The 13,347-nt window shown below is 47.5% G+C and carries 13 protein-coding genes and 1 pseudogene; 11 read left to right on the top strand and 3 right to left on the bottom strand.

Annotated features, from left to right (window positions below; all coding sequences use genetic code 11):
- Position 1 precedes the first annotated feature (1 nt).
- The 11 genes and pseudogenes from hyfB (at position 2) to can (ending at position 11,619) form a co-directional block, all read left to right on the top strand.
- On the top strand, positions 2–2,017 hold the full coding sequence (gene hyfB, locus PROVRUST_RS08810; protein WP_006814431.1) for a hydrogenase 4 subunit B: 2,016 nt from the start codon (positions 2–4) through the stop codon (positions 2,015–2,017).
- An 11-nt stretch (positions 2,018–2,028) separates the two neighbouring features.
- Positions 2,029–2,979 carry a respiratory chain complex I subunit 1 family protein gene (locus PROVRUST_RS08805; protein WP_006814430.1) on the top strand — a complete coding sequence of 317 codons (951 nt, stop codon included), beginning with the start codon at positions 2,029–2,031 and terminating at the stop codon, positions 2,977–2,979.
- Between the two features lie 13 nt (positions 2,980–2,992).
- Complete coding sequence (locus PROVRUST_RS08800) at positions 2,993–4,435, top strand: hydrogenase 4 subunit D (protein WP_006814429.1); 1,443 nt, start codon at positions 2,993–2,995, stop codon at positions 4,433–4,435.
- Between the two features lie 12 nt (positions 4,436–4,447).
- Positions 4,448–5,098 carry a hydrogenase 4 membrane subunit gene (gene hyfE / locus PROVRUST_RS08795; protein WP_006814428.1) on the top strand — a complete coding sequence of 217 codons (651 nt, stop codon included), beginning with the start codon at positions 4,448–4,450 and terminating at the stop codon, positions 5,096–5,098.
- 4 nt (positions 5,099–5,102) lie between these two features.
- Positions 5,103–6,683, top strand: a complete 1,581-nt coding sequence (locus PROVRUST_RS08790; RefSeq protein ID WP_006814427.1) for a hydrogenase 4 subunit F — start codon at positions 5,103–5,105, stop codon at positions 6,681–6,683.
- Position 6,684: 1 nt separating this feature from the next.
- Positions 6,685–8,418, top strand: coding sequence for a hydrogenase large subunit (locus tag PROVRUST_RS08785; protein ID WP_006814426.1), 1,734 nt, complete (start codon positions 6,685–6,687; stop codon positions 8,416–8,418).
- 10 nt (positions 8,419–8,428) lie between these two features.
- A complete protein-coding gene (gene hyfH / locus PROVRUST_RS08780; protein ID WP_006814425.1) occupies positions 8,429–8,980 on the top strand; it encodes a hydrogenase 4 subunit H in 552 nt (183 codons plus the stop codon).
- On the top strand, positions 8,977–9,759 hold the full coding sequence (locus tag PROVRUST_RS08775) for an NADH-quinone oxidoreductase subunit B family protein (RefSeq protein WP_006814424.1): 783 nt from the start codon (positions 8,977–8,979) through the stop codon (positions 9,757–9,759). Before hyfH ends, PROVRUST_RS08775 begins: the two co-directional genes overlap by 4 nt.
- Positions 9,752–10,156 (top strand): annotated as a pseudogene (locus PROVRUST_RS20165) (formate hydrogenlyase maturation HycH family protein); the annotation flags it as partial. The gene PROVRUST_RS08775 and the pseudogene PROVRUST_RS20165, both read left to right, overlap by 8 nt.
- A gap of 135 nt (positions 10,157–10,291) precedes the next feature.
- Entirely contained in the window at positions 10,292–10,744 is a 453-nt protein-coding gene (gene hycI / locus PROVRUST_RS20160) for a hydrogenase maturation peptidase HycI (protein ID WP_230083556.1), read from the top strand.
- Between the two features lie 191 nt (positions 10,745–10,935).
- A complete protein-coding gene (gene can, locus PROVRUST_RS08765) occupies positions 10,936–11,619 on the top strand; it encodes a carbonate dehydratase (RefSeq protein ID WP_006814422.1) in 684 nt (227 codons plus the stop codon).
- A 128-nt stretch (positions 11,620–11,747) separates the two neighbouring features.
- Here can and hybG read toward each other — a convergent pair whose 3' ends face one another.
- The 3 genes from hybG to hydN are packed head-to-tail and all read right to left on the bottom strand — an operon-like array spanning position 11,748 to position 12,939.
- Positions 11,748–12,020, bottom strand: a complete 273-nt coding sequence (hybG, locus tag PROVRUST_RS08760; protein WP_006814421.1) for a hydrogenase maturation factor HybG — start codon at positions 12,018–12,020, stop codon at positions 11,748–11,750.
- An 18-nt stretch (positions 12,021–12,038) separates the two neighbouring features.
- Complete coding sequence (hypA, locus tag PROVRUST_RS08755; protein ID WP_006814420.1) at positions 12,039–12,380, bottom strand: hydrogenase maturation nickel metallochaperone HypA; 342 nt, start codon at positions 12,378–12,380, stop codon at positions 12,039–12,041.
- 10 nt (positions 12,381–12,390) lie between these two features.
- A complete protein-coding gene (gene hydN, locus PROVRUST_RS08750) occupies positions 12,391–12,939 on the bottom strand; it encodes an electron transport protein HydN (RefSeq protein ID WP_039854822.1) in 549 nt (182 codons plus the stop codon).
- Between the last annotated feature and the right edge of the window lie 408 nt (positions 12,940–13,347).

Here is a 13,347-nt window from a genome sequence, read left to right as displayed (position 1 = left end):
CATGACAGCACTTCAGTTACTCTTGTGGTCCGTGATCTTTTACACCGTCGGTGGCTTCGTTTCTCTGCTATTTAAACGCCAAGAAAAAATCGCCATTTATGTTGCCGGGATTGCTGCCATTATCGGTGGCGTGCTGGGATTATTCAGCGCCATTCCGGTCTTAATGAGTGGGGAAGTCCTGACCTATATGTCACAGGGACCATTCCCCTTCGCCAATTTTGTCGTTCGTCTCGATAGCCTCGCCGCCTTTATGGTGATGGTGATTTCCCTGCTGGTGACCGTCAGCGCACTGTATTCTCTGAATTATGTTCAGGAATATTGCGGTCGCGGCGCATGGAGCATGGGCTTTTTCCTCAACGTATTTATCGCTTCCATGGTTGGCTTGGTGGTGATGGATAATGCATTTTACTTCATTATTCTATTTGAAATGATGTCGCTAGCATCTTGGTTCTTAGTGATTGCCGACCAAGATGAAAAATCTATCCGTGCGGGTCTGCTGTACTTTTTTATTGCTCACGCCGGCTCGATTTTAATTATGATCGCCTTCTTCTTAATGTGGCGTCAAAGCGGCAGCTTAGATTTTGACTCATTCCGCCAGCTCTCACTTTCACCAGCGATGGCGTCGGTGGTATTCTTATTGGGATTTTTTGGCTTTGGTGCCAAAGCAGGGATGCTCCCACTTCACAGCTGGTTACCACAAGCTCACCCCGCAGCACCGTCCCATGCTTCGGCATTAATGTCCGGCGTGATGGTGAAAATCGGTATCTTCGGGATCATCAAAGTGGGTATCGACTTACTCGGTGCTACCCAAGGCTGGTGGGGGATCGTGGTGCTGGCATTCGGCGCAGTTTCCTCGGTTCTTGGGGTGATGTATGCGTTGGCTGAGCACGATATCAAACGTTTACTGGCATGGCACACCGTCGAAAATATCGGGATTATCTTGATGGGTGTTGGTGTGGCAATGGTGGGTATGGCAAACGATATGCCTGTGTTGGCGACCATTGGTTTGCTCGGTGCGATTTACCACTTACTCAACCACGCGGTTTTCAAAGGCTTATTATTCCTTGGCGCCGGTGCAGTCATTTACCGTGTGCATACCCGCGATATGGAAAAAATGGGCGGATTGGCAAAATTGATGCCACTCACTGCCACCGCGTTTTTAATCGGTTGTATGGCGATTTCAGCACTTCCTCCACTCAATGGTTTTGTCAGTGAGTGGTACACCTACCAATCGTTGTTCTCCATGAGCCACGAAGGCACTTTTATTATGCGCATTAGCGGCCCAATCGCCATTGTGATGTTGGCTATTACTGGGGCATTGGCGGCGATGTGTTTTGTGAAAGTGTACGGCGTCAGCTTTTGTGGTGGCGCTCGCAGCGAACAAGCCACCCATGCTCGTGAAGTGCCATGGACAATGACTGCGGCGATGTTAATTCTCGCCGCTATCTGTGTGATTTTAGGGGTTGGAGCAACGTATATCGCACCAGTTTTGGCAAAAGTGGCGATGTCATTGACTCATGCTACGGATATCACCGTCGCACAAGGCGCTATGCTGGTACCAAATAGCGCGTCTCAAGCGATGATCTCCCCAGCCATGACCCTGATTTTATTACTGGCTCTGCCAATCATTCCGCTGATTATCTACATGGTATTTAAAGGCAAACAGCTCGACGCTCGTCGTAAAGGGGATGCATGGGCGTGTGGTTATGCGTGGGAAAAAGAGATGTCCGTGTCAGCGGGGGGATTTACTCAGCCGCTGCGTTCTATGTTCGCGCCACTGTATCGCCTGCGTACTCAACTCGACCCATCAGCGCGTTTAGCACAAACCTTAGAAATAACGAAAGAGGGCGCAGGGAAGGTTGAACCGTTCTGGGATGAGAAAATTATCTATCCACTGGTTCGCGTGATTAACCGAATAGCAAAACGAATGCAATGTCTGCAAGGTGGGGATTTTAGACTCTACTGCCTGTATGTGGTCGCAGCATTGGTCGTCTTGCTTGTTGTGATTGCGGCGTAAGGAGAGAAACCATGTCGATTCAAGAAACTCCAACATTGATGAGCGGGATCTTCGCCCTTATTCAAGCCGTGACCCTATTGCTGCTAACGCCGCTATTTACGGGGATATCTCGCCAAATTCACGCCAAAATGCACTCTCGCCAAGGCCCTGGGATCTGGCAAGATTATCGCGACATCATCAAATTGATGACTCGCCAATCTGTTGCACCGCGTGACTCAGGCATTATTTTTCGCATCATGCCGTATGTGCTGCTGGGAAGTATGTTACTGCTGGCGATGGCATTGCCCGTTGTCACCAACACCTCACTGTTTAGTGGCGCAGCCGACATTATTATCGTGTTGTACATCTTTGCGTTATTCCGCTTCTTCTTTTCACTTTCTGGTCTCGATACGGGCAGTCCATTTGCCGGTATCGGTGCTAGCCGTGAATTGACCCTCGGGGTACTTGTAGAACCCACATTATTCCTCGGCTTATTGGTGGTGGCGTTGATCGCCGGTTCCACCAACATTGGTACTATCAGCGCGACGATGAGTGAGGGATGGATTTCTCCGACAGCCACCTTATTAGCACTGCTAGCTTGCGGATTTGCCACGTTTATTGAGATGGGCAAAATCCCATTTGATGTGGCAGAAGCTGAACAAGAGTTACAAGAAGGTCCGTTAACTGAATATTCCGGCTCAGGGCTGGCGCTGGTGAAATGGGGAATTGGTCTGAAACAAGTGGTGGTTGCCATCCTGTTTCTGTCGATTTTTTTCCCGTTCGGCAATGCCAGTGATTTTACCGTCGGTAGCCTGCTGTTAGCGATGGGATTACTGCTAGTGAAATTACTGGTGATTTTCGTACTGGCATCGATAGTCGAAAACAGTCTGGCTCGTGGTCGTTTCTTATTAACGCACCATGTGACTTGGTTAGGATTCGGTGTTGCGGCACTCGGATTCGTCTTCTACCTCACCGGTCTATAAGGAGCGACGAAGCATGTTAGAAAATATTGCACTAGCGACCCTGATGATCCCCTTTATTGGGGCATTGCTGGTCAGTGTGCTGCCAACTCGACTCGCACCGTGGCTAAGTACTTTAGTCGCGCTGCTAGCGTCACTGGGCACTGCGGCACTGGGATGGCTCTATTTAGATGGTGGCAAGGTTGCTACTACAGTCGAATTAATCCAATCAGGGAACGTGGCGCTATTTGGTTTTACTGTCGATGGCGTCAGTACCTTAATTGCCTTTGCCGTAGTGTTCCTCGGCTTCTTGATTTGTCTCTATTCCACGGGCTACCTCACTGAAGGAAACCGCGAGCACGCTCACGGACCCACTCGTCGTTACTATGCATTCTTGTTGATTTTTATTGGTGCGATGGCAGGCGTGGTGCTTTCCTCAACCATTCTAGGGCAGTTGGTGTTCTTCGAAATCACCGGGGGATGCTCTTGGGCGCTGATCGGTTATTACCAAACTGAAAAATCCCAACGTTCGGCGATGAAAGCATTGCTGATCACCCATGTGGGCTCATTAGGCTTATACATGGCGGCGGCAACCTTATTTATTAGTACCGGAACGTTCGCGTTAAGCGCTATCGAGCAACTGAATGAAACCCAAAGCCTGATGGTATTTGGTGGCATTCTGTTTGCCGCATGGGGCAAGTCTGCTCAGTTACCACTGCAAGCGTGGTTACCTGATGCCATGGAAGCGCCTACCCCAGTTAGTGCTTACTTACACGCCGCTTCTATGGTGAAAGTGGGCGTTTACATATTTGCTCGCGGCTTGATGTCTTCGACCCATGTGCCGGAAATCATCGGCTGGGTGGGCGTCGTGATGGCGGTGATTACCTTGGTGTATGGTTTTATGATGTACCTGCCGCAGAAAGATATGAAACGTCTGCTGGCATGGTCAACCATCACCCAACTGGCGTATATCTTCCTTGCTTTATCCCTATCCGTTTTCGGTTCTAAAGAAGCCTTCGATGGCGGTATCGCGTATATCTTCAACCACGCATTCGCCAAAAGTCTGTTCTTCTTAGTGGCGGGCGCACTGAGCTACAGCTGTGGAACGCGTATGCTTCCGCGCTTGCGTGGTCTGGCAAAACGTTATCCATTATTGGGCGTCGGTTTCTGTGTTGCGGCTCTGGCAATCGCCGGTGTGCCACCACTCAACGGTTTCTTCAGTAAATTCCCAATCTTCGCCGCCGGTTTTGCGTTATCAGAGAAGTTCTGGATCTTAACGCCAATTATGGTGCTGGTGTTGATTGAGTCAGTGGCCAGTTTTGCGTGGTTACTGTACTGGTTCGGCAAAGTGGTTCCCGGCGAACCTAGTGAAGAAGTGGCAAACGGCAGTGCAGTTCCATGGGCGATGCAGTGGGTTATCGGCTTACTGATCGTGATGTCCTTCTGCTCTAGTGTGATTGCCGTCATCTGGCTCGGTTAAGGGAGAGAAAGCATGACAGGTTCAATGATTGTGAATAATTTGGCAGGACTGATGATGATCACGTCACTGCTGGTTATCGGCGCGAAAAAGCCGGTGGCTTCTTGCTGGTTCTATGCCTTGCAGTCGCTGGTATTAGTGGCGATTTTTGGCACGCTATCGTACACCCTCAATGCCCCAGAATTGGCCATGTGGGCAGTTAGTGCGTTTGCCACCAAAGTAGTTTTAGTCCCGCTGATTATGGGGTATGCGTTTCGCAAACTGTCTGATCCAACCGCTAACGGCGGAGTGATCAGCCCCGCGTGGTTGATGCTGGCGGCGGCGGTGATTGTGGTGCTGTGCTGGTTTGTGGTGGAGCCCATCAAATTACCGATGGCGACGGATTTAAAACCCGCATTAGCCGTTTCATTGGGTCACTTTATGTTGGGGCTGCTGTGCATCGTGACTCAGCGCAATATCCTGAAGCAGGCATTTGGTTACTGCTTAATGGAAAACGGTTCCCACCTAACCTTAGCGTTACTGGCGTATAAAGCGCCGGAGCTAGTGGAAATTGGTATCGCGACGGACGCTATTTTTGCTGTGATCATCATGGCGGTATTGGCGCGTAAAATTTATCGCACGCTCAACACACTGAACGTGGATCAACTGACCGCGCTGAAGGGGTGATGAGATGAGTCAAACTATGTTATTGACGTTATTAATGGCAACACCGCTAGTGATTTCGCTACTGGCTTTTGCTTGCCGCTTGCTGGGTAATGGCGCAAAAATTCCCGTCACCTTGATTCATACAGTGGGAATTACCGTATTACTGGTTTTATCGTTATGGATGGTCGGCACCATTGATCAGGTTGGTGATTTGCTGATGGCAGGTCGCTGGATCCACCTCGATAGCCTTGCGGGTTTATTCCTCGCCATTCTCGGGATTGTTGGCTTCCTGACAGGGTTGTACTCCATCGGTTATATGAACCATGAAGTGCATGATGGCGAAATCAGCGTAGGAACGTTATGTAATTACTACGGTTTCTTCCATTTATTCCTGTTCACCATGTTGTTGGTGATCACCAGTAATAACCTGATCCTGATGTGGGCTGCGGTAGAAGCCACTACATTAAGCTCGGCATTTTTGGTGGGCATTTATGGGCAACGTTCTTCGCTGGAAGCCGCATGGAAATACATCATTATCTGTAGCGTCGGCGTGGCGTTTGGTCTATTCGGTACCATTTTAGTGTATGCCAACGCGGTGAACGTGATGCCGGATCCTGAAATGGCGATTTTCTGGACGGAGGTCCTGAAATACACCGATTTACTGGATCCAACTCTGATGCACCTTGCCTTTGTGTTTGTGTTAATCGGTTTTGGTACCAAAACCGGTCTGTTCCCAATGCACGCATGGTTACCGGATGCGCACAGTGAAGCACCAAGCCCAACATCGGCATTATTGTCGGCGGTACTACTGAACTGCGCGCTACTGATTATCATCCGTTACTACATCATCGTCACTTCATCGATTGGCGGCGAATTTACTCAAACTTTATTACTGGTGTTCGGGTTAATGTCTGTGGCGGTAGCGGCGTTCTTTATCTTGGTTCAAAAAGATATGAAGCGTCTGCTGGCTTATTCCAGTGTGGAAAATATGGGGCTGATTGCGGTGGCATTAGGCATTGGCGGACCATTAGGTGTGCTGGCGGCACTGCTACATACCTTAAACCACAGCTTGGGCAAAACCTTGCTGTTCTGTGGTTCGGGTAACGTTCTACTCAAATATGGTACCCGTGATATCACAGTGGTCAAAGGGCTATTACGTACTATGCCATTTACCGCGGTAATGTTTGCGGGTGGCGCATTAGCATTAGGCGGAATGCCACCTTTCAACGTGTTCTTAAGTGAATTTATGATCGTCGTGGCGGGTATTGCCATGGATCATTTCTGGTTAACTCTGTTGGTATTAATCCTGATTACTGTCGTGCTGGGCGGTCTTATCCGCATGATCTCCAAAACATTATTTGGCGAGCAACCTGAATGTGTCTCTCGTGGGGAACTGGGTATTTTAACCACCTTGCCGATGGCAATTTTGATTGTGCTGATGCTGGTGATGGGAACGCATATTCCTCAGCCAGTGAGCCGTTTACTCGAAAATGCGGCAACCATTGTCTTAAAAGACAGCGCCACTGCTACAGAGCAATTGACCACTTTAAATTACCCATGGCCGTGGGGTGTAAGCACCTCCGAACCTTCATCGCAGGAGAAATAACGTGAGCTATCAGAATTATGCAGATACCCTTCAGGGCGTTCGTAAAGGCGCTGGCTATCTGGCAAAAGTGCGCGAGAAATTTCCTCATGCCATGTTGGAAGAGGAGTGGCAAACTGCCAACCAAGTCACCATCACCGTCAAAACTGACATGCTGCCAGAGGTCGTCGAGTTTCTTTATTACGGCTGTGGCGGCTGGTTACCGGTACTGTGGGGCAACGATGAACGTCCACTTAACGGTCAGTTTGCGGTGTATTATGCGCTGTCGATGGAAGAGGGAGAAAAATGCTGGGTAACGGTGAAAGCCTATGTCAGCCCAATCACTCAAGAATTTCCATCGGTGACCCCGCGTGTACCAGCAGCCGTATGGGGCGAACGTGAAATCCGTGATATGTACGGTTTACGCCCAGTGGGCTTACCGGATGAACGCCGTTTAGTGCTGCCGGATGATTGGCCTGAAGACCTGTATCCGCTGCGCAAAGACACCATGGATTACCGTCAACGTCCAGAGCCAACTACAGATACCGAAACTTACGAGTTTATCAACGACAGCAAAACCCAAAGCCGCGTCGTACCTATTGGTCCGCTGCATATCACTTCCGATGAACCGGGACACTTCCGTTTATTCGTTGATGGCGAGCGGATTGTCGATGCGGATTACCGGATGTTCTATGTTCACCGTGGTATGGAAAAACTGGCTGAAACCCGCATGGGTTACAACGAAGTCACTTTCTTATCTGACCGTGTCTGCGGAATTTGCGGTTTTACCCACAGCGTGGCGTACACCTCTTCCGTTGAAAATGCGCTCGGTATTTACGTGCCACCGCGTGCTCACACTATTCGCAGCGTACTGTTAGAAGTTGAGCGCTTACATAGCCACTTACTTAATATTGGTTTAGCCAGCCACTTTACGGGCTTTGATACCGGTTTTATGCAGTTTTTCCGTGTGCGTGAAAAATCCATGACCATGGCGGAATTACTCACTGGGGCGCGTAAAACGTATGGTACCAACTTAATTGGTGGTGTACGCCGTGACTTCTTAAAAGAGCAGCGAGTCAAAACCATCCAACTGGTCAAAGAGATGCGCCAAGATGTGACCCAGCTGGTGGATATGCTGTTGAGTACCCCAAATATGGAGCAGCGTACCGTTGGGGTGGGTCGCTTAGACCCGAAAGTGGCTCGTGATTATAGCCCAGTAGGGCCGATGATCCGTGCCAGCGGCTTTAAACGTGACGTGCGTTTCGACCATCCATTTGCTGACTATGGCAACTTACCAAAAACCTTATTCACCTTAGATGGCTGCGATGTCTATTCTCGCGTCATGGTGCGTATCAAAGAGACACTCGATTCCCTGTCGATGATTGAATATGCCCTCGACAATATGCCAGATGGCCCAATCCTCACTGAAGGTTTCACCTATCAGCCGCATAAATTCGCACTGGGTTACACCGAAGCGCCACGGGGTGAGGATGTTCACTGGAGCATGCTAGGGGATAACCAAAAACTGTACCGCTGGCGTTGCCGTGCAGCGACTTACGCCAACTGGCCAGTGCTGCGCTATATGTTGCAAGGCAATACGGTTTCTGATGCACCATTGATTATCGGTAGTCTCGATCCTTGTTATTCCTGTACTGACCGCGTGACGCTGGTGGATGTGAAAAAACGTAAAGCGAAAACCGTGGCATATAAAGAGCTTGAGCAATACAGCATCGAGCGCAAACAATCCATTATGAAATAAGGGGAATAAAATGTTTAAGCTATTTAAAACCCTTCGTAATGCGGGAACAGCAACGGTGAAATATCCGTTTAAACCATTGGAAGTGGCACACGGTTTTCGGGGTAAACCTGAATACGATCCACAACAATGTATCGCGTGTGGTGCCTGTATTTCTGCGTGTCCTGCCAATGCATTAACCATGGAAACGGATTTAGAAAGCGGGGAACGTCGCTGGCAGTTATTTTTAGGGCGCTGCATTTATTGCGCTCGCTGCGAAGAGGTTTGCCCGACCCGCGCTATCCATCTGACGGAAGAGTTTGAAACTGCGGTAATGAATAAAGCGGACTTGTACATGAAAGGGACATTCCGCTTACAACATTGTCGCCAGTGTGGCGAAGCATTTGCACCGAAAAAATCGGTGGAATATGCCATGGCTCTAATGGTGGCTTCAGGTGTTGAAGCGAGCGGCATCGAAGCCCTGCGTCCTATGTATGAAACGTGCCCATCCTGTAAGCAAAAAAATAATTTATCCAATAATGATCGCCAGAACTTCCGTTTGCATATTCAGGGAGATAAATCATGAGTCTGCCAAATATCCCCGTCAATCACCATGTTAGCCAGCCTATTGTTCTCGACGAGCAGGTGGCAAAACTCAAAAGTACGCTACTGAAAGATATCAAACGTTCGGCGTATGTTTACCGTGTTGACTGTGGCGGTTGTAACGGATGTGAAATCGAAATTTTCTCGGCGATCACTCCAGTATTTGATGCGGAACGTTTTGGGATCAAAGTGGTAGCTTCTCCGCGGCATGCGGATATTTTGCTGTTCACGGGAGCGGTAACTCGTGCAATGCGCATGCCTGCACTGCGGGCTTATGAGTCTGCACCGGATCCAAAAATCTGTATCTCATACGGGGCGTGTGGCTGTGGCGGCGGGATCTTCCATGATTTGTACTGTGTATGGGGCGGTAGCGAACATATTGTACCGATCGATGTGTGGATCCCCGGTTGCCCTCCAACTCCAGCAGCTACTATCTATGGTTTTGCCGTGGCATTAGGGTTACTGCAACAGAAATTAGTCGGGCAAGATCACCGTGAAGCGGATGATGAGCGGGTTGAGTTATTACTGCCCTCGATTCCATTAGCAACCCGAGTAATGATTGAGCGGGAAGCGCGTCGCCAAGCGGGCTATTTCCAAGGTCGAGAAATCAGCGACCAATTTTTGTCTCTGCTCGATGGTGCAACACCAAGCCAAGTACAAAGTCGCATGCAGCAATGGATGGATCAAGAGCAAGATCCGCGCTTGCGTGACATTGTAAACCGCTTGGTGACCGTATTGCAGCAAGGGGGCATCAATGAGTAAGTCATCCACAGAAACCGGTAAAGTGATTTTCTGGTCACTGCGCCAAAAATTTGTCGACAGCGATGATGATATTCCCGAAGAAGCCCAGCAAGTGATGTATTACTCGCTGGCAATTGGTCACCATGTTGGGATGATTGACTGCTTAAAAACGGAATTAGAATGTCCACTGGATGGCTACCAAGCATGGGTGAATGCGCTTCCTGAAGGGGAGGCGCGCCGCAAATTACAGGGACTCATTACATTTGGTGAAATTAATATCGACGCCACGCACACCAATATGCTGGCGTTGGCGTTAGATGGTTTTGCTAAAGACAGTGATTCTCCGTATCAAGCCTGGAGCGCCACACTGATTCGATTGCTCGGGGAAATTGAGCGCGAACCGGCAATTTATTTGATCGTGAAAAGACAGCCTATGGGGGATGCGGCCAGACAAACGCAACCTTCTTTTTCAATGGAGTCTGAGTACTCAGCTGAAAACTCGCCGTCAGAAAAATTATTATCTTCAGAAAACCAAGCGCCAGTACAAAATCTGATGCTGGCGGTGGGTAATAGCATGATGGGGGATGATGGTGCAGGCCCCATGCTGTTTGACTTGATGCAGCAAAATCCGATCGATGGTTGGATGGCAATTAATGGGGGAAGCAGCCCTGAGAGTGTTTCTCACCAAGTTCGCGCCTTAAAGCCCCAAAGGTTATTGATTGTTGATGCCGCAGATATCGGTTTAGCTCCAGGTGAAATTCGCATTATCGACCCTGATGATATCGCCGAAATGTTCATTATGAGTACCCATAATCTGCCGTTGAACTTTCTGATCGATCAGCTCAAAGAAGATGTCGGGGAGATTATTTTCTTAGGTATTCAGCCCGATTTAGTCGGTTTTTATATGCCAATGAATGACAAAGTGATCGCCGCCGTCGAGCAAGTTTATCAAGCCTTACCAGCGTGGAATGGGCTAGGTGGGTTTAAGCTATTTGATGGTGAATAACCGTTTAATTTAAGGAAAGTTATTCAAGGGAATGAAGTGTGCCGCGCTATAGGGATTGTAGCGCGGTTTTTTTCTTTTTGAATCAAAATATTGAGAATAATCTACTGGTATTAAAGCCTATTACACTGATTAAATTAAGATGGTCTGTATAATGAACTTCAAAATGTCATATCTGTAAGTGAGCGTACCAAATGGCGATGGATAGAATTAAAGAATTATTTGTAAATAATAGGGAATGGGCGACTTCAATTAAAGAGCAAGACCCTGATTTCTTTAAGGCTTTATCGAAAGATCAACAACCTAAATTTTTATGGATTGGGTGTTCTGACAGCCGAGTACCTTCTGAAAAATTAATGAAAGTGGGTCCAGGAGAGCTTTTCGTACATCGCAATATTGCTAATTTGGTTATTCATACCGATTTAAACTGCTTGTCTGCGATTCAATATGCCATTGATGTTCTAAAAGTTGAGCACATTATTATCTGTGGCCATTATGGTTGTGGCGGCATTGAGGCGGCTATTGAAAATGATGAGCTAGGCTTAATTGATAATTGGCTGCTGCATATCCGCGATATTTGGTTTAAACATAGCCGGATGCTAGGGGAGCTTAAACCAACAGAACGTATTAATCGCTTATGCGAATTAAATGTTGTTGAGCAAGTTTATAATTTAGGGCATTCCACTGTTCTGCAATCTGCATGGAAACGTGGACAAGATATTATGGTTCATGGTTGGATTTACGGGATCACCGATGGGTATTTAATTGATCTCGATATTACAGCCGATAGTCGTGCAAAACTTGAACTGTGTTATCGTGAAGCTATTGCTGCACTCACCACAAAAACGCCGTTCAAAACGGGTTGTTCAGCGGAATAATTGCAATTACCGTTTTGATAGATAGCCTATAATAACTGGTGGCTACTGATATGGGTACATCGCTCCTCCTGATAAGAGTTATGTACCCAGAATATATTCTAAGTTACTAATTTAAAAATATATTGTCATCACGCATTTCCCCTTAAAAAATACCCCACATCTTCCTCGACTTCTTCCATCGCCATTAACGCTTCTAGGGTATCACGGGCTTCTTCTTCGTCGAGGATACTCATGGCAAAACCAACATGGACTAGCACCCATTTGCCCACCATGCTTTCAGTATCTCCCTCACAAACAAGGGCTATATTTACATCCCGCTTTACGCCACAAACATCAACTTGGGCATTGTCCATTGGGGTTTTACCAACGGTAATTACTTTGCCGGGAATACCTAAACACATAGTTGACTCCTGAATAAATTATTCAATTTCAATTTGCTTCACTTGCATGGTGCTGCTGCTATCCACAATTAAATTTTGACTGCCACAATGCGGGCAACCAGCACCAAACTGAGTTATTTTTACCTGATGTTGGCAATCCCGACATTGCGCTTGTGCAGGGGCAATAAGAATATGCAATGCAGCACCTTGGGCGAGGGTATCGCGGCAAATGATATCGAAACAAAAATGTACCGCGGACTCTTCCACACAAGAAACAGCACTGAGCTCTAGCCATACGCCAGTGACTCGCCGAGCACGGTTGCGTTTAGCGTGCTGTTCAATGATCTCAAATGCGTTTTGGCATAAGGCAACTTCATGCATGGGCTATCCCTTAAGACAAAATATCAGCAGGCATTTCAAAGGCGGCGCGACGACGACGCTCTTTGATGATTTCATCCATTTTATTTCTGTCGACAACAATTAAGGCTTCTGTTGGGCACACTTCCACACAAGCAGGGCCTCCTTCGCGGGTATGGCAAAGGTCGCATTTATGGGCCTCTGCTCGGTATTGTGGAATAGTATTAAGTGCTGTCACTTGCTGTTCAACAGGGCGGCTGATCACTTCCATGGTGCCGTAAGGGCAAGCAATGACACAGGTTTTACAACCAATACATTTAGCTTGATCAACATACACAAAGTCATCTTTGCGGCTGATGGCACCATTTGGGCACACATTGGCACATGGGGCATCTTCACACTGGCGGCAAATTACAGCGGTGCTGACGGTATAGCCTTTTAATACATGAATACGTGGGAAAAACTCATCTTTTACTACGGTGGCAATACCCGTTTCCTGCTCTTGGTGGGAAACCACGCAGGCGACTTCACAGGTGTGACAGCCGATGCACTTCTTTGGGTCTGCAATGATGAAACGGTTCATCAACTTCTCCTGAATGATCCATGACGGGCATCCTATCCGGTATTTTCCGGCCGCCTCGCCTTCTGCTGACAATACTTATCTATAAGCATGGATCGTGCCAAATTGGCGAAATAAAATAACTCAGTAAAATCAAAATATTAATTATTATTAAGGGATGATAATTCGCAAAATTTTAATATTCGACACGTTTATCGACATTATTGTCGAACTGTTTTTAAGTATCTTTTGGTATATAGATGAATTAATGAATTATCCAAAATAGGTGGATGGATCAAATTTAAATCAGACTGAGATATTAATTTTTCTAATTCCGATTACAATATTAGCATTAAATAAAAAATAGCAATCGCACTAATCACAGTATAAAACCTTTTTATTTCTCTCTTATTTATAGATAAGAAGTTTATT

The organism is Providencia rustigianii DSM 4541 (genome assembly GCF_000156395.1).
Lineage (GTDB): Bacteria > Pseudomonadota > Gammaproteobacteria > Enterobacterales > Enterobacteriaceae > Providencia > Providencia rustigianii.
Note: the sequence above shows the minus strand (reverse complement) of the source record. Positions and strands in the feature narration are given on the sequence as shown.

Coding starts and splice junctions, on each gene's coding strand:
- hyfB (WP_006814431.1), top strand. CDS start 2: ATGACAGCACTTCAGTTACTCTTGTGGTCCGTGATCTTTTACACCGTC.
- PROVRUST_RS08775 (WP_006814424.1), top strand. CDS start 8,977: ATGAGTCTGCCAAATATCCCCGTCAATCACCATGTTAGCCAGCCTATT.
- hypA (WP_006814420.1), bottom strand. CDS start 12,380: ATGCATGAAGTTGCCTTATGCCAAAACGCATTTGAGATCATTGAACAG.
- hydN (WP_039854822.1), bottom strand. CDS start 12,939: ATGAACCGTTTCATCATTGCAGACCCAAAGAAGTGCATCGGCTGTCAC.
- PROVRUST_RS08805 (WP_006814430.1), top strand. CDS start 2,029: ATGTCGATTCAAGAAACTCCAACATTGATGAGCGGGATCTTCGCCCTT.
- hyfH (WP_006814425.1), top strand. CDS start 8,429: ATGTTTAAGCTATTTAAAACCCTTCGTAATGCGGGAACAGCAACGGTG.
- hycI (WP_230083556.1), top strand. CDS start 10,292: ATGCTGGCGGTGGGTAATAGCATGATGGGGGATGATGGTGCAGGCCCC.
- can (WP_006814422.1), top strand. CDS start 10,936: ATGGCGATGGATAGAATTAAAGAATTATTTGTAAATAATAGGGAATGG.
- hybG (WP_006814421.1), bottom strand. CDS start 12,020: ATGTGTTTAGGTATTCCCGGCAAAGTAATTACCGTTGGTAAAACCCCA.
- hyfE (WP_006814428.1), top strand. CDS start 4,448: ATGACAGGTTCAATGATTGTGAATAATTTGGCAGGACTGATGATGATC.
- PROVRUST_RS08800 (WP_006814429.1), top strand. CDS start 2,993: ATGTTAGAAAATATTGCACTAGCGACCCTGATGATCCCCTTTATTGGG.
- PROVRUST_RS08790 (WP_006814427.1), top strand. CDS start 5,103: ATGAGTCAAACTATGTTATTGACGTTATTAATGGCAACACCGCTAGTG.